The sequence below is a fragment of the Methylosinus sp. shoA genome (assembly GCF_059718125.1).
Genome location: NZ_AP046091.1, coordinates 3322400 through 3349181, shown reverse-complemented (window position 1 = coordinate 3349181; position 26782 = coordinate 3322400). Strand labels below are relative to the sequence as shown.

General features: G+C 65.1%; 21 protein-coding genes, 1 tRNA gene, 1 pseudogene and 1 CRISPR repeat array. Of the genes and pseudogenes, 8 read left to right on the top strand and 15 right to left on the bottom strand.

The window, feature by feature from the left end; translation table 11 throughout:
* Positions 1–10 precede the first annotated feature (10 nt).
* The 4 genes from AC6IW9_RS15465 to AC6IW9_RS15450 all read right to left on the bottom strand — a co-directional run bounded on the left by AC6IW9_RS15465 (position 11) and on the right by AC6IW9_RS15450 (position 3795).
* Positions 11–1048 carry a hypothetical protein gene (locus AC6IW9_RS15465; RefSeq protein WP_497764867.1) on the bottom strand — a complete coding sequence of 346 codons (1038 nt, stop codon included), beginning with the start codon at positions 1046–1048 and terminating at the stop codon, positions 11–13.
* Between the two features lie 214 nt (positions 1049–1262).
* Positions 1263–2270, bottom strand: a complete 1008-nt coding sequence (locus AC6IW9_RS15460; protein WP_497764864.1) for a patatin-like phospholipase family protein — start codon at positions 2268–2270, stop codon at positions 1263–1265.
* On the bottom strand, positions 2270–3055 hold the full coding sequence (locus tag AC6IW9_RS15455; RefSeq protein ID WP_497764861.1) for a 3-hydroxybutyrate dehydrogenase: 786 nt from the start codon (positions 3053–3055) through the stop codon (positions 2270–2272). The genes AC6IW9_RS15460 and AC6IW9_RS15455 overlap by 1 nt, the downstream gene beginning before the upstream one ends.
* Before the next feature lie 98 nt (positions 3056–3153).
* Complete coding sequence (locus AC6IW9_RS15450) at positions 3154–3795, bottom strand: S24 family peptidase (protein ID WP_497764858.1); 642 nt, start codon at positions 3793–3795, stop codon at positions 3154–3156.
* A 528-nt stretch (positions 3796–4323) separates the two neighbouring features.
* On the opposite strand from AC6IW9_RS15450, the gene AC6IW9_RS15445 reads away from it, so the two are divergent.
* Positions 4324–4716, top strand: coding sequence for a DUF2946 family protein (locus AC6IW9_RS15445; RefSeq protein WP_497764857.1), 393 nt, complete (start codon positions 4324–4326; stop codon positions 4714–4716).
* 165 nt (positions 4717–4881) lie between these two features.
* Entirely contained in the window at positions 4882–5259 is a 378-nt protein-coding gene (locus AC6IW9_RS15440; RefSeq protein ID WP_497764856.1) for a hypothetical protein, read from the top strand.
* Positions 5260–5322: 63 nt separating this feature from the next.
* Here AC6IW9_RS15440 and AC6IW9_RS15435 read toward each other — a convergent pair whose 3' ends face one another.
* The 7 genes from AC6IW9_RS15435 to AC6IW9_RS15405 form a co-directional block, all read right to left on the bottom strand.
* A complete protein-coding gene (locus AC6IW9_RS15435; RefSeq protein WP_497764854.1) occupies positions 5323–5988 on the bottom strand; it encodes an O-methyltransferase in 666 nt (221 codons plus the stop codon).
* A gap of 40 nt (positions 5989–6028) precedes the next feature.
* Positions 6029–7063 (bottom strand): NAD(P)/FAD-dependent oxidoreductase, encoded by a 1035-nt coding sequence (locus AC6IW9_RS15430; RefSeq protein ID WP_497764852.1) that lies wholly within the window; start codon positions 7061–7063, stop codon positions 6029–6031.
* 365 nt (positions 7064–7428) lie between these two features.
* Positions 7429–7818 (bottom strand): 2Fe-2S iron-sulfur cluster-binding protein, encoded by a 390-nt coding sequence (locus tag AC6IW9_RS15425; protein WP_497764851.1) that lies wholly within the window; start codon positions 7816–7818, stop codon positions 7429–7431.
* Between the two features lie 118 nt (positions 7819–7936).
* Complete coding sequence (locus AC6IW9_RS15420; protein WP_497764850.1) at positions 7937–8515, bottom strand: ABC-type transport auxiliary lipoprotein family protein; 579 nt, start codon at positions 8513–8515, stop codon at positions 7937–7939.
* 282 nt (positions 8516–8797) lie between these two features.
* Positions 8798–9682 carry an MlaD family protein gene (locus AC6IW9_RS15415; protein WP_497764849.1) on the bottom strand — a complete coding sequence of 295 codons (885 nt, stop codon included), beginning with the start codon at positions 9680–9682 and terminating at the stop codon, positions 8798–8800.
* On the bottom strand, positions 9655–10539 hold the full coding sequence (locus AC6IW9_RS15410) for an ABC transporter ATP-binding protein (protein WP_497764847.1): 885 nt from the start codon (positions 10537–10539) through the stop codon (positions 9655–9657). Before AC6IW9_RS15410 ends, AC6IW9_RS15415 begins: the two co-directional genes overlap by 28 nt.
* A gap of 9 nt (positions 10540–10548) precedes the next feature.
* Positions 10549–11694, bottom strand: coding sequence for an MlaE family ABC transporter permease (locus AC6IW9_RS15405; protein WP_497772538.1), 1146 nt, complete (start codon positions 11692–11694; stop codon positions 10549–10551).
* A gap of 146 nt (positions 11695–11840) precedes the next feature.
* Here AC6IW9_RS15405 and dgcA point away from each other — a divergent pair, with 146 nt between their 5' ends.
* On the top strand, positions 11841–12824 hold the full coding sequence (dgcA, locus tag AC6IW9_RS15400) for an N-acetyl-D-Glu racemase DgcA (RefSeq protein WP_497764846.1): 984 nt from the start codon (positions 11841–11843) through the stop codon (positions 12822–12824).
* 6 nt (positions 12825–12830) lie between these two features.
* On the opposite strand, the gene AC6IW9_RS15395 is transcribed toward dgcA, so the two are convergent.
* On the bottom strand, positions 12831–14603 hold the full coding sequence (locus AC6IW9_RS15395) for a symporter-like protein (protein WP_497764845.1): 1773 nt from the start codon (positions 14601–14603) through the stop codon (positions 12831–12833).
* Between the two features lie 346 nt (positions 14604–14949).
* Positions 14950–15981, bottom strand: a complete 1032-nt coding sequence (locus tag AC6IW9_RS15390; RefSeq protein ID WP_497764843.1) for an IS110 family RNA-guided transposase — start codon at positions 15979–15981, stop codon at positions 14950–14952.
* 248 nt (positions 15982–16229) lie between these two features.
* Here AC6IW9_RS15390 and AC6IW9_RS15385 point away from each other — a divergent pair, with 248 nt between their 5' ends.
* From AC6IW9_RS15385 to cas2, 5 genes are all read left to right on the top strand, one after another.
* Complete coding sequence (locus AC6IW9_RS15385; protein ID WP_497764841.1) at positions 16230–16538, top strand: integrase core domain-containing protein; 309 nt, start codon at positions 16230–16232, stop codon at positions 16536–16538.
* Positions 16539–16598: 60 nt separating this feature from the next.
* Positions 16599–16671: transfer RNA gene (locus tag AC6IW9_RS15380), tRNA-Glu, on the top strand.
* Between the two features lie 401 nt (positions 16672–17072).
* On the top strand, positions 17073–20321 hold the full coding sequence (gene cas9 / locus AC6IW9_RS15375; protein WP_497764839.1) for a type II CRISPR RNA-guided endonuclease Cas9: 3249 nt from the start codon (positions 17073–17075) through the stop codon (positions 20319–20321).
* Positions 20322–20778: 457 nt separating this feature from the next.
* Positions 20779–21699, top strand: coding sequence for a type II CRISPR-associated endonuclease Cas1 (gene cas1 / locus AC6IW9_RS15370; RefSeq protein ID WP_497764838.1), 921 nt, complete (start codon positions 20779–20781; stop codon positions 21697–21699).
* A 32-nt stretch (positions 21700–21731) separates the two neighbouring features.
* Positions 21732–22028 carry a CRISPR-associated endonuclease Cas2 gene (gene cas2, locus AC6IW9_RS15365; protein WP_244613538.1) on the top strand — a complete coding sequence of 99 codons (297 nt, stop codon included), beginning with the start codon at positions 21732–21734 and terminating at the stop codon, positions 22026–22028.
* A 107-nt stretch (positions 22029–22135) separates the two neighbouring features.
* Positions 22136–25014: direct repeats of the CRISPR family, unit length 36 nt; unit sequence GTTCTAGCAAAGGGGACGATGCGGTCCAATCGCAAC.
* Positions 25015–25150: 136 nt separating this feature from the next.
* Here the strand turns inward: cas2 and AC6IW9_RS15360 are convergent.
* A complete protein-coding gene (locus tag AC6IW9_RS15360) occupies positions 25151–25255 on the bottom strand; it encodes a transposase domain-containing protein (protein WP_497772537.1) in 105 nt (34 codons plus the stop codon).
* Between the two features lie 126 nt (positions 25256–25381).
* A pseudogene (tnpC, locus tag AC6IW9_RS15355) lies at positions 25382–26709 on the bottom strand (IS66 family transposase); the annotation flags it as partial.
* Positions 26710–26782: the final 73 nt, after the last annotated feature.

Sequence of the window (26782 nt, the reverse complement as noted above, 5' to 3'; positions counted from 1 at the left end):
TTGACGCGGCTCAAGGAATGACCCCGGTCGCCCGGCCGATATCGCCGACGGCGCCGGTGACGGAATTGACCGCTCTCTCCACGATATTTGGCTGCTCCGCCGGCGCGGGCGGCGGCGGGGGCGGCTCGACCGCCGCGGCGGCGGCCGGCGGAGCCGCGGCCGGAGCCGGCGCCAAGGCGCCGCTCTCGTCGGTCTTGCGCTTGACGGGCTTGGCCGGCTTGGCCGCCCGCGCATGGGGGTCGTTCGACTTCTCGCCGGATTTGGCCTCGCCCGACTTCGCCTCATGCGGCTTGGCGGCGGCGGGTTTGGCGCCCGCGGCGCGCGGCGGCTTATGCGCGGCGGCGGGCACCGCCGGCGCGGCGGGCGGCGGCGACGGCTGGACGGGCGCGACGATAGGAGCCGGCTCGGCGATGGCCTCGGCGGGCGGAACCGGGGGGACGAGCGGCGCGGCTTCCGCTTCGCTCGGCGCGGCGGGCGGCGCGCTCATGTCCGTTTCGGCGGCGGGAGCGACATCCACCGGAGCCGCGTCCGGAGCGTCCGCCGGCGTCGCGTCCGGGGCGTCCGCCGTCGATTGCGCCGGCGGCTCGAGAGCAGTGGCCGAATCGCCGCCCATGGCGTCGTTCGCCTCCTTGCCCTCGGCAGCCACGCCTTGCGCCGGAGCCTCGATGTCCACGATAGGCGTCTCTGCCGCGTCGTCCGGCTCGCGCAACAGCATCATGGTCATCGCGACGCCGCCGGCGGCCAGCACGACGAATGCGGCGGCGAGATAGATCAGACGCCGCGCTCCTCCGCTCTGGCGGGCCGTCGCGCGCGGCGCGGGCTTGGCCGCTGCAGGCGGCTCTTTCGGCGGCGGAAGGGGTCCCGCCTTCGGCCGGCGCGTTGTATCGCGCGGCGGCAAGGTCACCGAGGGCGCGGGCCGTTCCGGCGCGGAATCGGCGGCGGGACCGACCGGAGGCGCATCGCCTCGCGACACGGAGCCGGAGCTGCGCAGCATCTTCTTCAATTCTTCGAACTCGTCCAAAAGCTTCTTTTCGCTGGGCGCGTTCATGCTGTTACCTCCGGTTCACGTTCGAAGGCCGACGACGTCGATCGAAAGCCGTTTCGATATAAGCCGACGAGGACGGTTTCGAACATCCGATAAACAACGGTCGGGGACGCAATTTCCGCTCGCCGGCAGATCCTCCGGACGCGCTATCACAAAATCGAGAATTGTGGCCGTTCTTTGCCGCCTGCGCCTTTCCGCCGCCGAGCGAAGCACGCCGTCAGACGAGCTCCTCCTTCAATTGCAGCGTGCCTTCGACGCCGAGCGCATCGAAATGCTCGTCGAGGAACTGCCGCCCCGCCTTTCGCCCGATGTCGAACAGAGAGCGCAGAAAATCATAATCGGCGTCGAGCTTGGTGTCGGCGCCGTAGCGCTTCATCTCCGCCCCGCCTTCGACGAGATGCAGCAGCACCTTCTTGTAGTGCGTGCCCTTCAGCCGCCCGGCGTCGATCAGCCGCGCGACGAAATCGATCGCGCGGAACTCGTGCAGGAGCGACGCGTTGAAGGTGATCTCGTTGAGGCGGTCCATGATGCCGCTCGAAGTTCGCGGCACATTGTCCCGCTCGATCGGATTGATTTGCACCAATATGATATCGCGGCACTCCGTCTCGGTGTAGAGCGGGAACAGCGCGGGATTGCCCATATAGCCGCCGTCCCAATAGGCCTCGCCGTCGACCTCCACCGCCTTGAACAGGGTCGGCAGGCAGGCCGAGGCCATCAGCATGTCGATGGTGAGCTCCGGTCGACGGAAAATGCGCACCTTGCCGGTGCGCACATTGGTCGCCGAGACGAACAGTTTCAGATCGTCGGTCGCGCGCAGTCCATCGAAATCGACGAGCTGGGCGATCACGTCGCGCAGCGGATTGATGTCGAGCGGATTGAACTCGTAAGGCGAGAAATAGGCGGCCGCGTTCTGCGTCAGCTTGCCGCGCAGCTTGAAGGGGTCGATGAAGCCGAACACGATGTCGCAGAGATCGCGCTGCACTTGGCTCATCTCGCCGTCGACGCTGATCGTGCGCCAGAACTCGGCGAGCTGCGCGCGGGCGCGCTCCGGCCCGCCCTCGCGCAATCCATCCGCATAGACGATCGCGTTCATCGCGCCCGCGCTCGCGCCGCTGATCCCCATGACCTCGAGCCGCCCGTCCTCCAGGAAGGAATCGAGCACGCCCCAAGTGAAGGCGCCATGCGCGCCTCCGCCCTGCAGCGCGAGCGTGACCTTCTTGCGCATCAGGCCGCCGTCCAGCCGCCGTCGACGGAAATATTCGAGCCGGTGATCTGCGCGGCGGCGTCCGAGCACAGGAACACCACGAGCGCCGCGATCTGCTCGACGGTGACGAACTGCTTCGTCGGCTGGGCCTGCAGCAGCACGTCGCCTATCACCTGCTCGCGCGTCAGATTGCGCGCCTTCATCGTGTCGGGAATCTGCCGCTCGACGAGCGGCGTCCACACATAGCCGGGCGAGATGCAATTGGCGGTGACGCCGAACGTCGCGAGCTCCAGCGCGACCACCTTGTTGAGGCCGGCGAGTCCGTGCTTGGCGGCGACATAGGCCGCCTTGAACGGCGAGGCGACGAGCGAATGCGCCGACGCCATGTTGACGATGCGTCCCCAGCGCCGCGCCTTCATGCCGGGCGTCGCGGCGCGGATCGTGTGGAAGGAGGCCGAGAGATTGATCGCGAGGATCTGATTCCATTTCTCGATCGGAAACTCCTCGATCGGCGAGACGAATTGGATGCCGGCGTTGTTGACGAGAATGTCGACGGAGCCGAGCGTCTGCTCGGCGCGCGAAATCATCGCACCGATCTCCTCCGGCTTCGTCATGTCGGCGCCGTCGTAGATCGCCGTCACGCCGAACTTCTCCGCGATCTCGGCGCGCTCCTTCTCGATCTCGGCCGGATCGCCGAAGCCGTTGATGACGACATCGGCGCCCTCCTTCGCGAGGGCGCGGGCGCAGGCGAGGCCTATGCCGCTGGTCGAGCCTGTGACGACGGCGTTGCGTTTGGCGAGAGACATCGGCGCTCCTTGATCGCTTGTCGAAACGGGGTCGGCGTCGCACGCAATCTAGCGTGCCGGCGCCGAGGGAAAATGACGAGCGCGCGCCTTCGGCGCGCTCATTGGCTCGCCCAGAGGATGCGCGCCATCCAGCTCACCTCCTCCTTCTGCAGCACGCGGTCGGGAAAGGCGGGGTTGAAGGACTTGAGCTCGACGGTCTTGGCGGTCTGGCGCTTCAGCTCCTTGGCGAGGATCTCGCCCGAGGCCGTCTTCACCACCACGCGGTCGCCGCGCCGCACCGGCGCCGAGGGCGACACGATGACGATATCGCCGTCGCGATAGAGCGGAGCCATCGAATCGCCGGAGATCTCCAAAGCGTAGGAATGCTCGTCGGCGTCGGCGAGCACGTCGATCTCCTCCCAGCCCGCGCCAATGGCGAAGCCCGCGTCGTCGAAGAAGCCGCCGACCCCGGCCTGGGCGAGGCCGATCAGCGGCCGCGAGCTGCGCGTCGTCCGCGCGCCCTTGGAGGCGACGAGGGTCATGAATTCGTCGAGGCTCGCGCCGGTCGCCTGCAGAACTTTGGCGATCGATTCGGTCGAGGGCCAGCGCAGATGGCCGTCCGCCGTCTGGCGCTTGGAGCGGTTGAACGTAGTCGGATCGAGCCCGGCCTTGCGCGCGAGGCCCGACGGCGTGAGGCCGTAGCGCTCGCCGAGAGAGTCGAGCGCCGCCCAAATCTGCGCATGGGTCAGGATTTCAGCCATTGGCGGACCTCGTTCCTATCGCTAGGAATAGAACAGTCGGGCGGCCTTCGCAATTCGAGTTTTATCGCCGCGCGGCGAGACGTCGCGCCGCAAGCTCGATCTCCGCGCAGGCCCGTGCTATCGAAACGCGCATGTGATCGATCCCCCGTCGAAACAGCGCATGAGACGCCCGCTCGCGTGGGCGACCGTTTCGTTATGGGGATCCGCATGCACGACACGACCCGTCCGCATTCGACCGCGAGCCGCGGCATGTCGCCGACTATCTCGAACGGCGGCGCGCCCATGGCGGCGAGCGCGTCGCGGCGCTGACGGCGGACGCCCGCCGCCTGCCTGCCCGACAGCGCCTTCGATCTGACGACCTGCCAGACCTTGCTCCTGCATCTGCCCGACCCCGAGGCCGCGCTCGTCCTGCCCTATGTCGTCGCGGGCAGACGTCCGAAATGACCCCTCGCGCGCCGGTCTCGCCGCGAGGAACGGCGCGCCCGCTCCATTGACCACCGACGCGCCGCCGCCTATCTTGATAGGATCGTGACCCAGCAGAGCGACAAATCCTGGCAATACGGACAGACGGCGGCGACGCTGCTCGTCGCCTATCTGTTCGTTCTGCAAGGCATCGCCCTGGGCGTCTCGATCGGCGCGCGAGCCGGTCAGGGAGCCTTGGGGAGCGCCGTCTGCGTGACGGCGCGCGCCGCCGTCGACAATCGGTCGCAAGCGCCGCGCCCCGCCTCGCACGGAACAGACTCCTGCTGCCTGCAGCATTGCTCGGGCCTGGACAGCGCCGCCGTCGCGGCCGCCGCCGGCTATGAGACGCCGGTCGCCCAATATGCGATCCTGATCTCGCCGCCGGGCGAGACGACGATCCTCCCCCGCCGGGAGGTTCTGCCTCTGGGGGCTCGGGCGCCGCCGTCGCGGCTCGCCTGATTGCGGCCGAAGGCTGCGCCTTAGCGCGCCTTCTTCCCCCGTCGTTCGGGCAGAAGGCGCAATCCCCATATCGAAGACCCCGTGAGATCCGGACGGTGTGAACTGCGCTTCGATAGCGCGAGACCGCGGATCGGCGTCGAGGGTTCGCCGAAAGGCAGCAGCGTCATGGATTACGAAGTTTCCGCCAAGGAGCGACGCTCCGCTCGCAGAGCCGCGCGTGCGGCGACCGCGCGGGAGCCATCCCCCGCGACCCGGCCGGTCGAGGTGTTGGAGACCTATTTCGGCGCCGATGGGCGTCCGGTGAAGCGAAAAAGCATCGGCGCGGCGCGCGTCGCGCGGCGCTATGACGAGCGCGGCAACAAGGTCGAGGAGGCCTATTTCGGCGCGGACGGCAAGCCGACCCTGCGCAAGGGCCTCGGCGTCGCCCGTATCGCATGGCGCTATGACGAATGCGGCAAACAGATCGACGCCTTCTTCTTCGGCGCCGACGGCGAGCCGATCCACAAGGGCGCCGCCGCGCGCCGCGCGCTCGAGGACGCCTGAAGCGCGAGTCTGTCGAGGCTCGCGCGTCCGTCCGGGGAGCTGCGAGCCTCGAGGCTCGCCTCTTTAGCCGTTCACCAGGGCGATGGCGAAACCGTCCCAGCCCTTGGAGCCGACCGTCTGAATGGCGGTCGCCGTGACGCGCGGCTCCGCCGACATGGAGTCGAACAGATCGCGGGCGCCGCGCGCGAAGGCGTCGCCCTCTGCGTCCAGCACCGTCCCTTCCCGCACGACATTGTCGACGATGATGAGGCTCCCCGGTCGCGAGAGCGTCAGCGCCCAACGGAAATAATTGGCGTTGTTGGGCTTGTCGGCGTCGATGAAGGCGAGATCGAAAGGCCCTGCCCCTTCGGCCTCCAGCTTCGGCAGAGTGTCGAGCGCCGGGCCGACGCGAATGTCGACGCGATCGCGAATCCCCGCCCGCTCGAGATTGGCGGCGGCGACGTCGGCATGCGCCTGCTCGAGCTCGAGCGTCACGAGGCGGCCGCCCTCGGCGAGGGCGCGCGCCAGGAAGATCGTGCTATAGCCGCCGAGCGCGCCGACCTCGAGGATCTTGCGCGCGCCGATCGAACGCGCGAGGAGCTGCAGCAGCTTGCCCTGCGGCGCCGAGACGTCGATCGCGGGCAGAGCCGCTGCGGCGTTGGCGGCGAGCGCCCCCTCGAGCGCCGTATCGGCCTTGACGAGGCGCTCGGCGATATAGGCGTCGACCGCGCTCCAGCTTTCCGAAGACATGGGCTCCCTCCCCCTTCTCGACCGGCGCGACGAGCCCGGCTCAGACGCCGAGCTTCTTCTGCAGATTGGTCGACGATGTCGTATATTGGAACAGAAGCTTCTTGTCCGGGAAGACGTAGCGATGCGCCTTCTGCGCGGCGAGCGCCGCCTCGTGGAAGCCGCACAGGATCAGCTTCAGCTTGCCCGGATAGGTGTTGATGTCGCCGATGGCGAAAATGCCCGGATGATTGGTCTCGAATTTCTCCGTGTCGACCGGCACGAGATTTTCGTGGAGATTGAGCCCCCAATCCGCGACCGGGCCGAGCTTCATCGTCAGCCCGAAGAAAGGCATCAGGCGATGGGCCGAGAGCACCGTGTCGACATTGTCGTTGCCGCGGATCGTCACCGAGCTCAGCTCTCCGTCGGCGCCCTCGACGGCGGTGATCTGGCCGAGGCGGAACAAGACCTTCTCGGCGGCGATCAGCTCCTGCAGCGCATTGACCGAATGCGGCGCGGCGCGGAACTGGTCGCGCCGATGGACCAGCGTCAGACTCTTGGCGATCGGCTGAAGGTTCAGCGTCCAATCGAGCGCCGAATCGCCGCCGCCGACGATGACCACATGCTTGTCGCGGAAATCCTCCATGCGGCGCACGGCATAGAAGACGGATTTGTTCTCATAGGCCTCGATTCCGGCGATCGGCGGCTTCTTCGGCAGGAACGAGCCGCCGCCTGCGGCGACGAAGACGACCTTGGCCTTGAATTTCGTGCCGGCGTCGGTCGTCACGTCGAAGGACGGCGCCTCGGGCGTGCCGGTGGGCGTGAGCGCCTCGACCATCTCGTTGAAATGGAAGGTCGGATTGAAGGGCTTGATCTGCTCGAGCAAATTGTCGGTCAAGCCCTGGCCGGTAACGAACGGATGGCCGGGAATGTCGTAGATCGGCTTTTCCGGATAGAGTTCGGAGCATTGCCCGCCGGCGCGCGGCAGAATGTCGACGACATGCGCCCTGATGTCCAACAGGCCCAGTTCGAAAACCGCGAACAGACCGGCCGGGCCGGCGCCGACGATCAGCGCGTCGGTTTCGATAATCTCGCTCATTTTCTGTCCTTCGCCGCGTTCTGAAGAAAATGCGATCTGCGTCGAGGACGGAAAATACGCCGCAGCGAGCCCGTTCGGCTCGCCGTCGCGGCGCCGGTCGATCCCGCGCAGGCCACAGCTCTCGATCCGCTCGCCGGCCGGGAGGAGCACGCCTTTCGGCCAGAGTCTGCGATCGGTCGTCGCCCATCGTCTATAGCATCCACGCCGTCATGCAACCGTCTTGGCCGCAAGTCGGGGAGCTTCCAGACTGTGCGAGCCTTTCGGATGGCGTCATGACAGCCGCATCGGCGACGCGCGTAGCCGTGACGAAAAACGCCGCGGGAGTCGCAGCGTCGCTTCCTGATGTCGCGCTCAAGGCGCGACGGTCATCCCTGCTGGGAGGGCGTCGTCACCACGAGCCCGTCGAGCTCGGGACGCACGGTGATCTGGCAGCAGAGGCGCGAATTGGGCTTCACCTCGAAGGCGAAGTCCAGCATGTCCTCCTCCATCTGCGAAGGCTTCCCGGTCTTCTCCGCCCAGGCCTCGTCGACATAGACATGACACGTGGCGCAGGCGCAGGCTCCGCCGCATTCGGCGGGTATTTCCGGAATATCGTTGCGGCGCGCGGTCTCCATCACGGTGGAGCCCGTCTCGCCTTCGACGGTGCGGGCCTGGCCATGGGAGTCGATGAAGGTGATCTTCGCCTTGGTCGGGGCGCCGCCCCCGGGCTCTGCGCCATAGCGGGTCACTTGCTCATCGAGGCTGGTCTTCACCATGATCTCTAGTCTCTTCGGGTTGACGCGGTCGAAGCCTCGACCGATCGCCGCTCATCGCATCGGCCGTTCACCTACCATCGGCGCGAAGCGCGCGCCAGTCTTTCCGGCGGGGCGTGAATCAGATCTGCTCGGCCGTCCAGCGCACGATCTGCCGCAGCACGTCCGTCAGCGCCTCGTCCAGCGCGTGAACCGCCGCGGCGCCCGTCGAATGCGGCGCCGCAGCATGCGCCGTGAAGATGCGCCCCGGCCCGAGCGCGGCGCCGCGCATGTCGAGAATTTCGGCGGCGATCTCGACCATCGCCTCGCCGTTCGTCACATCGATCTCGAAACGGCGGATGTCGGTCGAGAGAATGCGTTCGGCCGCCTGCCCCGGCCGCACGACGAAGCCCGTCTTGCGCCCCCTGTCGAAAGCGGCGATGAGGCGCGCCTGCACCAGCCGCGGCAGGCGATCGACCCATTGCGCCTCGGCGAGATTGGCGAGCCCGTTGGGGCCCGTGCGGATGATGATGCGCTCGGAGTCGATCGGCTGGATCGCATGCGGCTCGGCGATGGCCAGCGTGCGGCGCAAGGGCCGCGCCGCGGCGCTCTCCCCGAGCGCGCTCGAAAGATCGAAGCTCTCGCGCTGCGGCGCGCCCGAGCAGGCGGCGACAGCGAGCGCGAGCAGAACCGCTGCGGGCGCCGCTTTCGACGGCGTCATGAATTCACCCTTCCTCCAAACCGGGCGCGACGCCGCGCCTTCCCACGACTCGGGAGATTACTCGAACGCTGCCGCGGATCAAAGCGAAGCCGCCGCCTCACCCAGGGCGATCGGGTGAAGGACCGCGGTCGCCGCCCTCATGCTGAGGAGCCCGCGAAGCGGGCGTCTTAAAGCATGAGGGCGAGATCCAGATCGCGGAGCGGACGTCTCGGCGTGCTTCGAGACGGCTCCCTTCGGAAGCCTCTCAATATGAGGGAACCTTCGCCTGATTGCTCCGCCGCCTCATCGTCCCTTGTATTCGGGCAGCGAAGGCGTTGCGCCGAAGATCACCTGCTGCGGATTCTTCTCGAGCGAGCGCACCGCGCGCTCCACCGTCTCCAATGTCTTTCGCGCGTCGACGGCGAGCTGCTCATATTGCTTCAGCCCGCTCGACGAAAAATTCTTCAGATTGGCCGAGGCGCCGGCGATGTCGGTCGCGATGCCGGAGAGCTTTTTCGGATCGACCGCGGCGAGCAGTCTGTCGAGCCGTTCGGGGATGGGCTTCAGCGAGCGGCCGATCGCCGCCATGTTGCGCATGACGGAGCCGATATCCTCGGAATTATCGGCGAGCGCCTTGCTGAAGGTCTCGGCGTTCTTCAACGTCTCGGTGATGGTGGAGGAATTGGCGTCGAGCAGCTTGTCGATCTTGTCCAACGCCTCTGTCGCCTTCTTCGAGAGGCGCTGCACGCTGTCGATGATGTTCTGGAGATCGGAGCTTTCCGCCTCTATGCGCGGATAGGGCTGGCCGGGCGCGGCGACGAGAACGGGCGCGCGCGGCGTTCCGCCGACGAGGGCCACCGTCTTGACGCCGGTGAAGCCCGTCTGCTCGAGGCGCGCCCTGGTGTCGATCTTGATCGGCGTCCTCTTGTCGATGCTCACCAGCACGTCGACACGGCTCGGGTCCTCCTCCGAGATGGCGAGCTGCGTCACCTCGCCGACCTTCAACCCGTCGAACTCGACCGCGCCGCCGCGCGTGAGGCCGGACACCGAGCCGGAAAAGACGATCTGATAGGTCTTGTATTGCGCGGTCGTGCTCGGCCCGGAGAACCAGTAGACAAATCCGAAGGCCGCGAACACCACGGCGATGGTGAAGGCGCCGATCAGGGCGTAATTGGCGCGGGTTTCCATGTCTCGTCTTTCTTTGTTTCGCCGCCCGGCGTCTCGCCTTGCGGCCGGCGCGGCGCCCCCGTCAGTCGGGAGCCGCGCACGCCGTGAAAATAGGCGCGCAGCCACGGATGATCGCAGGCCAGCATCTCATCCATGGTCCCGGCGGCGATCACTCTCCCCTCCGCGAGCGCGGCGACGCGGTCGCAGACCGAATAGAGGCTGTCGAGATCATGAGTGACCATGAACACGGTGAGCCCCAGGGTGCGCTGCAAGGTCGAGATCAGCTCGTCGAAATCGGCGGCGCCGATCGGATCGAGCCCGGAGGTCGGCTCGTCGAGGAACAGAAGCTCGGGATCGAGCGCGAGCGCGCGCGCGAGGGCCGCGCGCTTGACCATTCCGCCCGACAATTCCGACGGAAACTTGTCCGCCGCGCTCGCGGGCAGGCCGACGAGATCGAGCTTGAGCATGGCCAGCTCGTCCATCAGCCGCGGCGAGATCCTGCGGCTCTCGCGCATCGGCATCTGAATGTTCTGCCTGACGGTGAGGCTCGAGAAGAGAGCGCCGTTCTGGAACAGCACGCCCCAGCGCTGCTCGAGGCGGCGCCGCTCGGCCGCGGAGAGACTGTCGCGATCGGCGCCGAACAGCTCGATGCGGCCGGCGCGCGTTTCGACGAGCCCGAGGATCGCGCGCGTCAGCACGGATTTGCCCTGCCCCGAGCCGCCGACGAAGCCGAGCACTTCCCCGCGATAGACGTCGAGATCGAGGCCCTTCATCACGAGATGCTCGCCGAAGCCGACGACGAGGCCGCGCACGCGCACGACCGCCTCCCGCTTTTCCTTTGCGCCCTCCGCGGGCGCGTCGATGGAGAGATCGGACATTGCGCGCCTCTAATATTTGATCGAGGCGAAGAAGATCGCGAACAGGCCGTCGACGACGATCACCATGAAGATCGACTTCACCACCGCGGCGGTGACGTGACGCCCGAGCGATTCGGCGGAGCCTCTCGTCGACATGCCTTCCATCGCGCTGACGACGCCGATGATGAAGGCCATGAAAGGCGCCTTTATGATGCCGACCATGAATGTGTTGCGGCCGATCGCGGCCTGCAGCCATTCGAGATAGGCGACCGGGCTGATTCCCTCATAGCCCCAGCAGACGAGCAATCCGCCGAACAGCGCCGACATATCGGCGATGAAGGTGAGCAGCGGCAGCGCCGCGACCAGCGCCAGAATGCGCGGCGTGACCAGGGCGTCCATCGGCGAGAGCCCCATCACGCGCAGCGCGTCGATCTCCTCGCGCATCTTCATCGAGCCGAGCTCGGCGGTGATCGCCGAGCCCGAGCGGCCGGCGATCATGATGGAGCTCAACAGCACGCCGAGCTCGCGCAGCACCAGAATGCCGATGAGATCGACCGCATAGGACGCGGCGCCGAATCGGCGCAGCTGGAAGATGCCCTGCTGCGCGACGATCGCTCCGACCAGAAGATTGATGAGCGCGATGATCGGCACGCTGCGCAGGCCGAAATTCTCCAAGTGATAGACAAAGGAGGTGAAGCGGAAGCGCCGCGCGATCGCCACCGCCCGTCCGGTGACGGCGACGAATTCGCCGAGGAACACGGCGCCCGCGAAGGCGTCGCGGCCGGCCGAGACGACGGAGCGGCCGAGATCGGCGAGAATGTCGACGAGAAGGCTGCCGCGCGGTCGGTCCTGCGGCTCGAAACGACGGAAATGCGCCTCGCGCAGCAAGATCTCGTGCTCGGGCCGCGCGCCCTCGACCTTCGCCTCGACGCCGGCGCGAGAAAGCTCGTCGAGCGTGCGGCCGATCACCCAGGCCCCGGCGGTGTCGAGACGCGCGAGACGAGTGAGATCGAGCGCGGCGCGCGCCGCCTCGCGCCCCTCGGCCGCCATTGTCGCCGCGGCGCGCTCGATATCCACGGCGGCGGCGAGCACCCAGTCTCCCTCGAGCGAGAACGAGATCGCCTGGCCTGCCCGTCGCGACGAGACGTGAGCGGTGAGCTCGAGCGTGGCGTCCATAAAGGTTTCGGCCTTCCCGAGAGCGAAAGACGTCCGCTCCCCCTTTCTGCCCGTCCCCGCGCGTCTTAACTTCCAGCGCAGGCGAAGTCGAGCGCGAGCGTCGCCATTGCTGCGCTTCCGCGCTTGTTTCAACGGGAAAAATCGAAATGGCGGCAGAGCTGACGATCGCGGTGGAGCGCTTTCCCATCGCCGGGCGCTTCGTGATCTCGCGCGGGGCGAAGACCGAGGCGGTCGTCGTCACCGCGACGCTGCGCGACGGCGACGCGATCGGACGCGGCGAATGCGTGCCCTACGCCCGCTATGGCGAGAGCGTCGAAAGCGTGGTCGCGGCGCTGGAGAGCGTCCGCGCCGCGCTCGAGGCCGGCGCCGACCGCGACGCCCTGGCGCGGCTCCTGCCGGCCGGCGCCGCACGCAACGCCGCCGATTGCGCGCTGTGGGACCTCGAGGCGAAGCGCACGGGGGTTCCGGCTTTCCGCCGCGCCGGGCTCGAAGAGATGCGGCCGCTCGTGACCGCTTATACGATCTCCGTCGGCTCTCCCCCCGAGATGCGCGACGCGGCCGCGAGGGCCGCCGACCGCCCTCTGTTGAAGGTCAAGCTCGCCGGCGACGGCGATATCGAGCGCATCGCCGCCGTGCGCGAAGGAGCGCCGCGCGCCCAGCTGATCGTCGACGCCAACGAAGCCTGGGCCGAGGCCGATCTCGAGCGGAATCTCGAAGCCTGCGCCCGCGCCGGCGTGCGGCTCGTCGAGCAGCCGCTGCCGGCGGGCGGGGAGCGCGCGCTCTCACGGATCGTCCGTCCGGTTCCCGTCTGCGCCGACGAGAGCGTCCACGACCGCACCGGCCTCGCCGCGCTCGTCGGCCTCTATGACGCGGTCAACATCAAGCTCGACAAGACCGGCGGCCTCACCGAGGCGCTCGCCCTCGCCGCCGAGGCGCGCCGGATGGGCTTTGCGATCATGGCCGGCTGCATGGTCGGCACCTCGCTCGCCATGGCGCCGGCGCTCGTCGTCGCGCAGCAGGCCGCTTTCGTCGATCTCGACGGGCCGCTGCTGCTGGCGAAGGACCGCGAGCCGGGGCTGCGCTTCGAAGGATCGGTCGTGCGCCCGCCCGAACCGGCGTTGTGGGGGTAGAGGCCGTCACGCGCCCTTGTCCTCGCGCAGCACCTTGCCGTCGCCCCGGAGCAGGCGCGTGACGAAGGCCGCGCTCTCCGGCGTCTCCCGCGACCAGAGCCGCGCGGTCAGCACGCCCCCCAGAAGGCCGGCCAATGCGCCGGCGAACCCCGCCCAGGCCAACGTTCCGACGCCCGGCGGGCCGGGATCGACGAATAAGGTCCCCGCCATGGTCGCGACGCCGATCAATTGCGCCGTCATCGCGTCCTTCTCCTGCGCGCGCGTGAAGAACACGAGGCCGAGCAGCGGAAACAGCCCCGAAGCCGAGACGGCGAGCGCGAGGCCGACCAGCGTGCGCGCGTCGATGGCGTTGGCGGCGCTCGTCGCCGAGCCGAGCGCTGTGACGCCGACCAGAGCGAGCCGCGTGATGGCGAGACGGCGGCTCGTCAGCGCCGATTCCGCGCGCAGCCGGTAGAACGCGTCATGGCCGACGGCCGCGGCGCAGGCGTGCAGGCTCGCGGCGGCGAGCACGAGGCCGACGGCGATGAGCCCCGAGGCGATGAGGCCGGTGAAGGCGGCGCCGAGCTTGGCGAGCTGCGGCAGGCCGCCGATCAGATATTCCGCGCGGACGGACATGTCCTGCGGCCGCAGCGGCGCGCCGGGCGGCAGATCGCGGGAGAGGCAGGCCGTGCGGGCGGCCGCCGGACGGTCGGCGCGCGCGCCGCAGATCTGAACGAGGCCGCGTCCGCTCGCCTGATAGATCGCGTCCGGCAGATGCTCGGGCGGCTGGCCGACGGCGACGCGGGAGAGAGCGAGCGCCGAGGCGGCGATGGTCGCGGCGACGAGACAAGCGGCGACGAGCGTCCAGAACAGCGCGGCGACGCCCGCCCGCCGCGCGGCGGGAACGTCCCGGGTGGCGACCGCGGGGGTCAGCGCCGGCGCCAGAGTGGCGACGCCGAGCGCGAGGCCGAGCGCCGTCACATAATCCGCGGCCGAGCCCGCGCCCGCGAGCCCCCATTTTTCGATCAACGCCGCCGCCTCGCGCCAGAGCGCCTCGTCGCCGAGCAGGGGCAGCGCGACGGCTCCGTCCTGCGCGACCAGCGCCGCCTGCGGCAGGGCGAAACCGGCGAGCATCACGCCGGCGGCGGCGCAGGCGCTCCAGACGACGCCCCCGACCCCGCCGGGTCCCGCGATCAATAGAATGGCGGCGCCGATGAAAAAGGCGGCGAAGGGCCGTCCCGAGCCGGTGAAGCCGACCAGCGCGTCGACCGCCGTCTGATAGCCGGCGAGCGCGACGATGGCCGAGGAGACCGCGGCGACGGCGATCATGCCGAGCCGCGGCTCGACGCTCGAAAAGCGCGCGGCGAGCAGCTCGGTCAGCGAGAAGGCGCCCGTCTTGCGCAGCAGCGGCCCGACGACCGCCGCGATCGCCGCGAGCCCGAGCAGAAAGCCGGCGACCACCGCGGCCGGCGAGGACTGTCCGGAAAGACGCGCGGCGAAGGGCGCGGCGAGGCCCATCATGATGGCCGTCGTCGCCAAGCCCGCATAAGAGGCGGGCGCGGCGCGGGAAGCGGCGTAATAGAAGGAGACGCGCATCGAATGCAGGAGAAATCCGAGGCAGGCGAGCGCGAGAACGGTGAAATAGGGCGACAGCAGCGCCACGAGCCGCTCGGGCGCGCCGACGCGATCGAGCAGAGCGACGAGCCCATAGGCCGAGCCGAAGGTGGCGACGGCGAAGGCGATGCGCGCGTCGAGCCGCGCCCGATCCTCGAAACTCTCTTCGGCGTCGGTCTGTCGCATGAGCCGCTCTCCTCGCATGGGCGAGCCTAGCGGAGCATCCGCGCAAAAACCAGGAGCAGCTCCCCCGTCATATGTGGACGGCCCCTGATGGCAAGCGGAAAGTTCTGATCTGAACGACGAGGCTGGCTTTCGGTCATATGTCCGGCCTTTTTGCGCGGAGCGAATGTCCGCTGACCCTGATGAGGTCCGATCGCCATGGTCCCGATCATTGCGACGAGCTTTGCGCTCATGACGTGCGGCGGGGTGTCCTCGGCTTTCGGCTGCAACCGAATCGTTCATCACGTCTCTTTCGCGTTCGCCAAGCTCGAAATAGTGAAGCTCCTTCATCGTCTCCCTGGTGGGAGGGCTATGCTCGGGCCCTGGCGAACTTCTCCTTGCGGAAGGCCTCGCCCGTCGTCATGACCGCCCAGATGATCCTGCCGAGCTTGTTGGCCAGCGCCACCGAGACGAAGCGCTCGGGCTTTCTGGCGCGCAAGGCGTTGATCCAGTCGGCCAGCTCGCCCTCGTATTTCTCGGCGACCCGGATCAGCGAGGTCGAGCCCACGACGAGCAGCTTGCGCAGGTAGCGGTTGCCCTGCTTGGTGATCGAGCCGAGTTTTTCCTTGCCGCCGGTGGAGTTTTGCCGCGGGGTCAACCCCATCCAGGCCGAAAAGTCTCGTCCCGCCGCGAAGATGCGGCCATCGGGAACGATCGACCGGACGGCCGTGGCGATGATGGGGCCGACGCCGGGGATCGCGTCGAGCAGGCGCGCGACTTCGTCTTGGGCCAGGGCCTGCTCGATCTTTGCCTCGATCGCCTCGATCGATGTGTCCAGCGAGGCGATCTGCGCGGCGAAAATATCGACGCAGCTCTTGGCGATCTCGGGAAGCGTCGCGTCCTGCCTCGCCCGCTCGATCAGCTCGTCGACACGGCTTATGCCCTTGGCGGCGACGATCCCGAACTCCGACAAATGGCCGCGCAAGGAATTGACGAGCATGGTGCGCTGCTTGACCAGCAATTCGCGCGAGCCGTGCAGCATGAGCGTCGCCTGCTGCTGAGCGCTCTTGACCGGAACGAAGCGCATATCCGGGCGCGACGCCGCCTCGCTGATGGCCGCGGCGTCGGCGGCGTCGTTCTTGCCGCGCTTGACATAGGGCTTGACGTAAACCGGCGGGATCAGCCGCACCTCATGTCCCATCGCCGCGAGCTCGCGGCCCCAGTAGTGCGCCGAGCCGCAGGCTTCCATGGCGACGAGACAAGGCTTGGCGCCGGCGATGAATTCTCGGAACTTCGACCGAGATAGTTTCCGACATACGCAATCTCCGCTTTCGTTCTTGATCGCATGAATCTGAAATGAGCCTTTGCCAAGGTCGACGGCGATTCTGCTAAACTCCTTCATGGACGGCCTCCCTCTCTGTGGCGCTCCGGCGGCCACACTTTGGCGCTCTGATGCCCTCGAGGCGGGGCCGTCCACACCATCATTGCGAGCGAAGCGAAGCAATGACGGGGGAACCTGTCCGGAGTGAGAAAGATATGAGACGGTAGCTCGAGAAGGAGCAAAGAGACGAAGCCTCCGCGAGCAGCGCCAAAGCCTTGCTCGAAAGCTCCTGCGCGAGGCGCCCTTTCTCGTCCGCGGCATTCAGGTCGATGGCGGCGAGTTCAGAGCCGTCTTGGAGGAGGAATGCCGCGCCCGCGGCGTCGAGCTGTTCGTGCCGCCGCCCAAGCGGCCCCGATCTCGACGGATGCGTCGAGCGCGCTCAAGCGAGCTGGCGATACGAGTTCTACGCCACCTACGATCTGCCCGCCCGCCTCGACAAGCTCCAGCACTTTGTCGACGCCTTCGCTCATCGCTTCAATCATCACAGGCCTCATGACGCCCTTGGCGGACAAACCCCCTTCGAGTATCTCCAGGCCATCAGACGACGACGGGACCCCTCCTCGTCTCATATGTCCTGAACCCGGATAGCGGCTTGTCAGCCCGAGCACAGCCCTCTATATCTGCGCCCGCCCGCGACAGCGCCCATCGTCTAGAGGCCTAGGACGTCGCCCTTTCACGGCGAAAACACGGGTTCGATTCCCGTTGGGCGCGCCGGTCGGGACAAAGATGCGAATACTTATATCATTGAAATTAATTGTTAATTGTCGGGATCAATTGCTCGCTCCGCCGGCTTAATGAGAGATTCTCGTAAGAAATCCTCTCGGCTACGCAGGTTGCTGTCCAAATTTGCGAGATCGGCTCAAAGTTGAAAATCGCTCGTTCATACTTATACAGCCGCCTTCTTTCCGAGGGATCCTAACGCCCGAGGCGTGCCAATCCAGCTGCGCTTCAAGCAAAACGGGCAGACCGGAGCCTGCCCGCGATTTGGTGAGGTTGTCCTCTTGTTAACGAAGAGACCGCACCGTCTCCTTTGCTAGACAACCAGAGCTTAACACGGCTAGACTCGTTTGCAACCATCCCCTCGGGAACTGCCCAGACCGCATGGATTTTGCATGTCCGTCCGCTCGATTCTTCGTTTCGCATTCGACATCGGCACAAACTCGATCGGTTGGGCTGTCCTTCTCGGGTCCACCACCCTCGCGAATGGCGAAACGCGGCAAGGGAAGGCGACGGAAATTTTCGGCGTGAAAGCGCTCGGTGCGCGGATCACGTCGTCGAATATTCTTGCGGGCAGAGACGCACAGACAGGTTCGTCGCTGGCCATGCAGCGGCGCGTTCCCAAAGCGGCGCGCCGGCGACGTGATCGTTATCTGCAACGTCAGCGTAAGCTCATCCGTCTCCTGATCGAACATGGCCTGTTGCCGGCGAAGGAGGGCGAGCGCAAGAGGCTCGAGCGGCTCGATCCCCACGCCCTGCGCGCGGCCGGACTCGACCGCGAGCTTGAGCCCTTCGAATTGGGCAGGGCTCTGTTTCATCTCAATCAGAGACGTGGTTTTCAGTCGAACCGCAAGGCGGATACGAAAGACAAGGAAAGCGGCGTCCTGAAGGAGGCGGCCAAGCGCTTGGCCGAGCAGCTCGAGCATGATGGAAGCCGCACGCTCGGCGAGTTTCTGCACCGGCGCTTGAAAATGGGAAACCACGCGCGTTTTCGACTTGCGGGCGTCGGAACGAAAGCCGAGCACGAATTCTATCCGACCCGCGACCTCGTCAGGCGGGAGTTCGACAAGCTATGGTCGACCCAAGCGGCGTTCAACTCTCAGCGGCTGACGCCGGACGTCAGAGACAAGATCGCCGAGGCCATCTTTCACCAACGGCCGTTGAAAGACGCGAAGCCCGGTCGCTGCACGCTGAACCCTCAGGAGGAGCGACTGCCCGCCGCCCTGCCGTCCGTGCAGGCGCGACGGATTTATCAGCAGTTGAACGAATTGCGCTTCGGTCCGCGGTTTCGTCTCGACCGACAGTTGACGCTCGAGCAGCGCGAGCCGCTCGCCACCACACTGCTCGGCGGCAAATCGCTGACATGGGATCAGATTCGAAAGGCGCTCAAGCTCGACTCCGAAATTCTGTTCAGCCGCGAGGAGATCGACGAGAAGATCGAAGGCTGCGAGACAGCGAGGAGACTCGTCGGCTCTACCAAGAAAAAGGCATTCGGAAACGTCTGGCGCAATCTCTCTTTGGAGCGCAAGGACGAGATCGTCGCGCGGCTCCTGACCGAGGAAGACGAAGAGTCGTTGATCGCTTGGTTGAGAGCGGAATGCGGATTGGACGCGGAAGCCGCGAGCAATGTCGCCGGCATGAGCCTGCCGGACGGACATGGACGTCTCGGGAAGACCGCCAACGCCGAGGTGCTCGCGGAATTGAAGGCCGCGGTGATCACTTATGCCAAAGCGGCGGAAAACGCCGGCTATCATCACTCTGATTTTTCGACCGAGAAGAAGCTGGATCGGCTGCCTTATTACGCGCGCGTGCTCGAACGGCATGTCGCCTTCGGCACGGGCGAGCCGGAAGAGGCGCAGCCGGGATGGAAGAAGATGAGCGTTTCCGAGCGGCGCCGCCGGCGACCGGCGTGGGAGGAAAAAAGCTACGGCCGCATCGCCAATCCCACCGTGCATATCGGCCTCAATCAATTGCGGCGCATCGTCAACAAGCTGATCGCAACCTATGGCAAGCCGGACGAAGTCGTCATCGAGCTTGCGCGGGAATTGAAGCTGAACAAAAAGCAGAAGGATGACGCCGACAGGAAAAACAGGGAGAACCGCGCGGCGAACGACCGACGCAAGAAACAATTGGCCGAGCTCGGCGTCGAGGACAACGGGCTCAATCGCACGTTGCTGAGGCTGTGGGAGGAGCAACGCGACGGCGCATATTCTTTCTGCCCCTATTCGGGAGCACAGATTTCCGTCGAGCAATTGTTCTCCGAAGAAATCGAGATCGATCACATTTTGCCTTTCTCCAGAACGCTCGATGATAGCGCGGCCAACAAAGTCGTCTGCTTTCGCGAGGCGAATCGCGAGAAGCGCAATCGCACGCCGTACGAAGCCTTCGGCTACCGGAACAATTGGAGCGCCATCGAGGCGAACGCCGAGAAATTGCCTTACAACAAGCGCTGGCGTTTCGCGTCGGACGCCATGGAGCGGTTCGACACGCGCGAGCGCGATTTTCTAGACCGGCAGTTGAACGAGACGAAACATCTCGCGCGCGTCGCCAAGGAATATCTCGAATGCGTCTCCCCCGATGTCTGGGTCGTCACCGGCAGTCTCACCTCCTTGCTGCGCCATAAGTGGGGACTCGATTCCATACTCGGCGACAATCGCAAGAACCGCGACGATCACCGCCATCACGCCGTCGACGCGGCGGCGATCGGCTGCATCTCGCGAAGTATTCTCAACAGACTGGCGCAACGCGCCGGAGAGTCGGAATCGAGCGAGGAGCGCGGCCGGATCGCGGACGACATTCCCGATCCCTATCCGACGTTCCGCGACGACGTTCGCGAGCTGGTGCGCAAGACGATCGTCTCGCACAAGCCGGAGCATGCCAAAGGCGGCGCGCTGCACGAGGACACGGCCTATGGCCTCGTGCGGGACGAGGCCGAACGCCAGATCGGCAATCTCGTCTACCGCAAGGCGCTGACCGCGCTGACGCCCAAGGAGATCGAGCGCGTGCGCGACCCCGATCTGCGCAAAAAGCTGCTCGCGCTACGCGACGCCGTTCAAGCTTCGGGCGAGAAGCTCGAAGCGGCGCTGGTCGCCTTCGCGCAGGCTGAAGCGCATGCCGAACAGGAACGAACGGGCAAGCCGCGCAATCCCATCCGCCATGTGCGACTGCTGAAGCCCGAGGCCGCGAATGTCGAAATCGAGGATCGTCGCAACGGCGAGCCCTATAAGGCGGTCGTGCCCGGCGAGAATTGGTGCATGGATGTCGTCTCGTTGAAAGACGGGAACGGCGGCCATGTGTGGAAAGGCTTCGCCGCCTCGCTTTTCGAGGTGAATCAAAAGGGCTGGCGGCCGCAATGGGAGCGCGACCGCATCGGCGGCAAGCTCGTCATGCGACTGCACAAGGGCGATCTCGTGGAGATCGACGACAAGGACGGCGAGCGGCGGATCAAGAAAGTGGTGCGCCTGTCGCCGTCAAACGGGATCGTCTATCTCGTCGGCCACAATGAAGCCGGCGAACTTCAGAAGCGCCACGACGATCCGGACGACCCATTCCGTTGGGACTTCGCGAATATCGGGGGAATGCGGACGCGCAACGCTAGACGGGTGAGCGTGGACGAGTTGGGAAAGTTGCGTATAATTCCGTAACTTGACGCGATTGAAGAAACGCGCGAACGCTTTATTGCGTCATTTTGTACAGACGTTTCGTCAAATAGGAGCAGGATATGCGAAAACCGATTGGTAAACGAAGCCACACGGGAGAGGTGTGTCCGGAATCCGGGGTTTGGTCGCCAGAAGGATTCCTGGGACACACCGCCCCCATTGCGAAGGGCAACCGCATGCCCCCTTACCGAGGACAGGCAGTCGTCTGGATATTGGTCCAGTACGCGTAGCGGATCAACCCAGGTAATTACAGCGGCTCGAGAGCGAAGTTCGTTCGTATCGATGCGTCTGTGTTGCGATTGGATCGCACCGTCTCCCTTGCGAGATGGCCCCGTCGCCTCATCCTGGCGGGGCCATTTCGCCAGCACCCGCTGGCGCGTTTCCAGCAGCTTCCGATTGCGTCTCGCCGTCGTGTTTTCAAACGGCGCGGAGTTGCGTCATTATGTTACGTCGCATCGTCGAAATTTCCGGCGAAGGGCGAAAGCTCTCCCTCGAACGCGGCTTTCTCGCCGTTTCCTGCGCCGACGGCCTTTTGGGCCGTGTGCCGCTCGACGATATCGAGGCGGTCGTCGCGGCGACGCCGGCCATATCCTATTCCGGGCAGCTTCTCGCCGCCCTCGCGGCGCGGGGCGCGCCCGTCGTCATTTGCGGCGAGCGCTTCACACCGGTCATGTGGCTGCTTCCCGTCGACGGCCACCATGCTCAGGGCGACCGGATGGAGGCGCAGGCGGATTCGGATCGCCCGATGCGCAAACGCCTCTGGGCGGAAATCGTCGCGGCGAAGATCGAAGCACAGGCCCTCGCGCTCGAAAAACTCGGCGTCGAGGCAGAGGCTTTGAAACGGCTGAAGGCCGGCGTCCGCTCCGGCGACCCGGGAAATGCGGAAGCGCTCGCCGCGCAAAAATACTTTCCTCTGATGTTCGGGCGTGGATTTCGGCGGGATCGGGACGGCGGCGAGGTCAATCTCTTCCTCAACTACGGCTACACGGTGTTGCGAGCCGCCGCGGCGCGGGCGATCGTGGCCGCGGGCCTCAATCCTTCGCTCGGTCTCTTTCATCGTAGCCGGGGCGACGCGCTCCGGCTCGCGGACGATCTGATGGAGCCGTTCCGGCCAGCAGTCGATTTCGCGGCGCGCGCGCTCGCGCAGGGAGGACGCGGCGAATTGGACGCCGCCGCAAAGCGCGAACTCGTAAATGTGCTGTATGGCGACTATGCGACGAGCGAAGGGCGCGCGCCGCTGACCAATTGCCTCGCCAGGCTCGCGATCTCGCTCGCTCAAGTTTTCACGAACGAACGCAAGAAGCTCTCGTTTCCGGCCCCGCTGGTTCCGTTGCCCGAGCAGCCGGCCGGAGACGAACCGTGAGCGTTCTATCGGGGTATCGAATCATGTGGGTCATGGCCGTGTTCGATTTGCCCGTTCTCACAAAAGCCGAACGCCGGCGGGCGACAAAATTCCGCGAATTCCTTCTCGACGAAGGCTTCACTATGATGCAGTTATCTGTTTATATTCGCTTTACCGGCGGAAAAGAACAAGCGCTCGCGATCACGAACCGCATCGGCAAGAAGGTGCCCAAGAACGGTAAGGTCGATGTCCTGTTCTTCACCGACAAACAATATCAGAATATTTTCTCGTTCCGGGGCCGGCGCGACGAGCCGAAGCCGGAACGCCCGGACCAGCTCACCCTGTTCTGACGGCGTGCAAAAATCGGCGATCATGCACGGATTTTTCGTCGAGGGCCCTTTTTTTCCTGCAGAAAAACAGGAAAAAGCCCTTTAAATCAAGGGCTTTTTCCAAGGTTGTTCTAGCAAAGGGGACGATGCGGTCCAATCGCAACGCGAAGATCGTGTGGTAGTTATTCTTGGCGGTTCTAGCAAAGGGGACGATGCGGTCCAATCGCAACGTTATGACGGTCGAAACGATTATGTATGCCGTTCTAGCAAAGGGGACGATGCGGTCCAATCGCAACTGAGGCTCGCGGCGTATTGATCGCCCCGTCGTTCTAGCAAAGGGGACGATGCGGTCCAATCGCAACAAGACGTCGCCGGCCTTGCGCTCGCTGCCGGTTCTAGCAAAGGGGACGATGCGGTCCAATCGCAACGCTTCCGCATCGGAATCCACGAGAGCGCCGGTTCTAGCAAAGGGGACGATGCGGTCCAATCGCAACGTCGGCGCCGCGCTCGCGCCGGCGAAGACGGTTCTAGCAAAGGGGACGATGCGGTCCAATCGCAACGGAACGGCCTGGGTCGTCGACGAGGCCGCCGTTCTAGCAAAGGGGACGATGCGGTCCAATCGCAACTCGACGTTGAACGCATTGCCGATGATTTTCGTTCTAGCAAAGGGGACGATGCGGTCCAATCGCAACTGCGTCTGCGTGATCGCGCCCGGCCGGCTCGTTCTAGCAAAGGGGACGATGCGGTCCAATCGCAACACTGAAGAGCTGAAAATCCTTCCGCTCTTCGTTCTAGCAAAGGGGACGATGCGGTCCAATCGCAACAGCGCGCACCCATAGGACAAAATCGACAGGGTTCTAGCAAAGGGGACGATGCGGTCCAATCGCAACGGATCTCTGCTTGTGGAAAACGCGCTTCCCGTTCTAGCAAAGGGGACGATGCGGTCCAATCGCAACTGAGGCTCGCGGCGTATTGATCGCCCCGTCGGTTCTAGCAAAGGGGACGATGCGGTCCAATCGCAACTAGATCTAGAAGCGCAGTATCGTCTCACGAGTTCTAGCAAAGGGGACGATGCGGTCCAATCGCAACGAGGGCGGGTCGGGAACCGCGCTCGGCCGCGTTCTAGCAAAGGGGACGATGCGGTCCAATCGCAACGCCGCATCACTGGCACAAAATCCAGATGAGGTTCTAGCAAAGGGGACGATGCGGTCCAATCGCAACCGCACGCCGCCTCTGTGATTTGGTCGGCGGGTTCTAGCAAAGGGGACGATGCGGTCCAATCGCAACGGCGTCATGCCGTCATCAGAAATGCTCTCGGTTCTAGCAAAGGGGACGATGCGGTCCAATCGCAACGAGCTGCGGCGTCAATCCGTCCGGCGCGTCGTTCTAGCAAAGGGGACGATGCGGTCCAATCGCAACTGGCGTAACTCGCAAGAAATTGCGATTTGAGTTCTAGCAAAGGGGACGATGCGGTCCAATCGCAACAATTCTATGTGACGGGCCATCTTGGCCCGGGTTCTAGCAAAGGGGACGATGCGGTCCAATCGCAACGCTCCCACCCCTCGTGGTAGATAGGGGCATGTTCTAGCAAAGGGGACGATGCGGTCCAATCGCAACCATGACACTGTGCGAATCGTCGCCTGGATTGTTCTAGCAAAGGGGACGATGCGGTCCAATCGCAACGCTACGCGACAACGCCTGTTCCTCCACAGGGTTCTAGCAAAGGGGACGATGCGGTCCAATCGCAACCTGGACTTGAATGTTGCCGAGCTGCGCTTGGGTTCTAGCAAAGGGGACGATGCGGTCCAATCGCAACAACGAACTCGAAGCATCGGTCAAAGCCGACGTTCTAGCAAAGGGGACGATGCGGTCCAATCGCAACATTGGAGCAGAGGAGTCGAGGGAAATGTCCGGTTCTAGCAAAGGGGACGATGCGGTCCAATCGCAACACAGCCGGTCGGCGAAGCGCTCGGGAACTCGTTCTAGCAAAGGGGACGATGCGGTCCAATCGCAACGTGCAGGACTACGAGGAGTCCGGCGAGCACGTTCTAGCAAAGGGGACGATGCGGTCCAATCGCAACTGCAATGCGACGCGACGCTTCATGGGATCGGTTCTAGCAAAGGGGACGATGCGGTCCAATCGCAACGAATGGACTGACGGATGGGATTGGAAAGGCGTTCTAGCAAAGGGGACGATGCGGTCCAATCGCAACCGGTGGTCCAGCACATTCACCAATCCATCGAGTTCTAGCAAAGGGGACGATGCGGTCCAATCGCAACTAGATCGGCCATCCCTCGAGCGCAGCCTTGGTTCTAGCAAAGGGGACGATGCGGTCCAATCGCAACCCCTCGCACGTTATGCGCATGGTGACGAGAGTTCTAGCAAAGGGGACGATGCGGTCCAATCGCAACTGCCATCGACACTGGTTACACGGGCCAGACGTTCTAGCAAAGGGGACGATGCGGTCCAATCGCAACGTGGTCTGATTGGCGTAAATGCCGCCGCTCGTTCTAGCAAAGGGGACGATGCGGTCCAATCGCAACCATCCCGTTCGCGATGCGCGACGACGCGCGAGTTCTAGCAAAGGGGACGATGCGGTCCAATCGCAACGAGGTGCGCCGGTGAGCGACAATCTTGCTTGTTCTAGCAAAGGGGACGATGCGGTCCAATCGCAACTGGCGCGCTTGCCAATGGCCTTGCGATCGTGTTCTAGCAAAGGGGACGATGCGGTCCAATCGCAACGCCCCAGCGCTTCCATCCTGGACGAGATTGGTTCTAGCAAAGGGGACGATGCGGTCCAATCGCAACGATAGCGAAGACGCATGATCTCCCGCCTCCGTTCTAGCAAAGGGGACGATGCGGTCCAATCGCAACGCATCTCGAGCTTCCCCTTGGCCCTCTCCAGTTCTAGCAAAGGGGACGATGCGGTCCAATCGCAACCGACACGCCGCTCGGCGGCGCCGCGGGGTCGTTCTAGCAAAGGGGACGATGCGGTCCAATCGCAACTGGTTTTGGAGGTAAGCGCCGTTGTCGTCCCATTGCCGCTGGAATGGAAGAATAGCTTGCAATTCGTTGCGACAAGGCATTGCAAGCCTTTGGCGCAAAGCTTTGTCAGCGATTGGTTCAGCGCAATGGTGAGCGATCAGGCGGCTGGCGTCGGCGACGAGGATTTGAAGGCCCAGGGCATCAGCTCGTCGATGCGCGACTGCGGATGGCCATCGGCGATCGCCTCGAGCGTCGCCTTCATCCAGGCATAGGGATCGACGCTGTTCAACTTGCATGTCGCAATGAGCGAAGCGAGACGTGACCAGGAACGTCCACCTTCATCGTGCCCCGCGAATAACGCATTCTTGCGCGTGAGAGTCAGCGGCCGAATCTGATTTTCGACGAGGTTGGTGTCCATCTCGACGCGTCCATCGTCGAGGAACAGGGTCAGCCCGGCCCAATGATTCAGAAGATAGGCGACCGCCTTGCCCATGTCGCTGCGGCCGGAGAGGCGAGCGGCCTGGCGCGCAAAAACTCTTCGAGCTCGACGACAAGAGGCCGCGACCGCTCGGCGCGAACGCTCTGCCGGATCGGCGCCTCTTTGCCCCGGATGTCCGCCTCGATCGCATAGAGCGCGGCGATGCGCGCCAGGATCGCCTCGGCGATGGGCGAGCCCGCTTTCGGCGTGGCGGCGATGATCTCGCGCCTGCCATGGCTCCAACACCAGGCGAGCCGCAGTGGGGCGCCACCTTTGCGCTCGGCGCGCGCCAGACGATGATAGCCGCCATAGCCGTCGACCTGGAGAACGCCGTCGAATCCTTCGAGCATCCGCTCGGCGTGCTCGCCGCTGCGACCCGGCGCGTAATGATAGACCACGATCGGCGGATCGGCGCCGCCGTGCCCGCGGTCGTCGCGCAGAACCGCCCAGAGATAGCCAGTTTTCGTCCGGCCGCGGCCGGGATCGAGAACCGGCGCCCGAGTCTCGTCCATGAATAGACGGCCGGACAGCTTCATCAGCGCGCTCATGCGCTCGACGATCGGCGCGAGGTGGAAGGCCGTCGTTCCCATCCAATCGGCCAGAACGGCGCGGTCGAGCATGATCCTGTGGCGCGCGAAGACCTGCGATTGACGGTAGAGCGGCATGTGCTCGCTGAACTTGGCGACCGCCACTTGCGCCAGCAGCGCCTCGGTGGGAACGCCGCCCTCGATCAGATGCGCAGGAGCCGGCGCCTGGGCGACGCCCGCGCATCCTGTCGGACAGGCGTAGCGGGGCCGCACGGTCTCGATGACGCGATATTGCGCCGGCGTCACGTCGAGGCGGCTGGAGCGGTCCTCGCCGATCCGAACCATCAGGCCGCAGCCGCAGGGACAGGCGAGGCTTTCTGGCTCGATCACGCGCTCGACGCGCGGCAGATGAGCAGGAAAGGCGCGCGCGGCGCGGGCGGCGCGCTCCCTGGTCGCCGGGCGCCCCGAGCGGCGCGCGCGATCGTCTTCCCGCTCCTGGACTTCGGCAATGGCGATCTCGATATCTTCCAGAACGAGCTGTAACTGATCGGGATCGAGTTTCTCCGAACGCTTGCCGAAACGCGCGCGTTCATATTCCTTGACGAGCAATTGCAGACGTTCGACCGTCTCCTTCGACGCTGCGAGCTCGCTCTCGGTGTGAAGGCGCGCGGCGAGCTCATGATCGGCGCGGATGCGTTCGGCTTCGAGCATGGCGCGCTGAGCTTCGAACAATGCGCGTAGTTCGGCAGGCAGCTCTGCGAGTCTGGAGGGATCGAAGCTCGGC

Bases quoted from the DNA above. Each gene is read 5' to 3' on its own strand.
- AC6IW9_RS15465 (WP_497764867.1), bottom strand. From the start codon at position 1,048: ATGAACGCGCCCAGCGAAAAGAAGCTTTTGGACGAGTTCGAAGAATTG.
- AC6IW9_RS15460 (WP_497764864.1), bottom strand. From the start codon at position 2,270: ATGCGCAAGAAGGTCACGCTCGCGCTGCAGGGCGGAGGCGCGCATGGC.
- AC6IW9_RS15455 (WP_497764861.1), bottom strand. From the start codon at position 3,055: ATGTCTCTCGCCAAACGCAACGCCGTCGTCACAGGCTCGACCAGCGGC.
- AC6IW9_RS15450 (WP_497764858.1), bottom strand. From the start codon at position 3,795: ATGGCTGAAATCCTGACCCATGCGCAGATTTGGGCGGCGCTCGACTCT.
- AC6IW9_RS15440 (WP_497764856.1), top strand. From the start codon at position 4,882: ATGGATTACGAAGTTTCCGCCAAGGAGCGACGCTCCGCTCGCAGAGCC.
- AC6IW9_RS15435 (WP_497764854.1), bottom strand. From the start codon at position 5,988: ATGTCTTCGGAAAGCTGGAGCGCGGTCGACGCCTATATCGCCGAGCGC.
- AC6IW9_RS15430 (WP_497764852.1), bottom strand. From the start codon at position 7,063: ATGAGCGAGATTATCGAAACCGACGCGCTGATCGTCGGCGCCGGCCCG.
- AC6IW9_RS15425 (WP_497764851.1), bottom strand. From the start codon at position 7,818: ATGGTGAAGACCAGCCTCGATGAGCAAGTGACCCGCTATGGCGCAGAG.
- AC6IW9_RS15420 (WP_497764850.1), bottom strand. From the start codon at position 8,515: ATGACGCCGTCGAAAGCGGCGCCCGCAGCGGTTCTGCTCGCGCTCGCT.
- AC6IW9_RS15415 (WP_497764849.1), bottom strand. From the start codon at position 9,682: ATGGAAACCCGCGCCAATTACGCCCTGATCGGCGCCTTCACCATCGCC.
- AC6IW9_RS15410 (WP_497764847.1), bottom strand. From the start codon at position 10,539: ATGTCCGATCTCTCCATCGACGCGCCCGCGGAGGGCGCAAAGGAAAAG.
- AC6IW9_RS15405 (WP_497772538.1), bottom strand. From the start codon at position 11,694: ATGGACGCCACGCTCGAGCTCACCGCTCACGTCTCGTCGCGACGGGCA.
- dgcA (WP_497764846.1), top strand. From the start codon at position 11,841: ATGGCGGCAGAGCTGACGATCGCGGTGGAGCGCTTTCCCATCGCCGGG.
- AC6IW9_RS15395 (WP_497764845.1), bottom strand. From the start codon at position 14,603: ATGCGACAGACCGACGCCGAAGAGAGTTTCGAGGATCGGGCGCGGCTC.
- AC6IW9_RS15390 (WP_497764843.1), bottom strand. From the start codon at position 15,981: ATGAAGGAGTTTAGCAGAATCGCCGTCGACCTTGGCAAAGGCTCATTT.
- AC6IW9_RS15385 (WP_497764841.1), top strand. From the start codon at position 16,230: ATGGCGGCGAGTTCAGAGCCGTCTTGGAGGAGGAATGCCGCGCCCGCG.
- cas9 (WP_497764839.1), top strand. From the start codon at position 17,073: ATGTCCGTCCGCTCGATTCTTCGTTTCGCATTCGACATCGGCACAAAC.
- cas1 (WP_497764838.1), top strand. From the start codon at position 20,779: ATGTTACGTCGCATCGTCGAAATTTCCGGCGAAGGGCGAAAGCTCTCC.
- cas2 (WP_244613538.1), top strand. From the start codon at position 21,732: ATGGCCGTGTTCGATTTGCCCGTTCTCACAAAAGCCGAACGCCGGCGG.
- AC6IW9_RS15360 (WP_497772537.1), bottom strand. From the start codon at position 25,255: ATGAAGGCGACGCTCGAGGCGATCGCCGATGGCCATCCGCAGTCGCGC.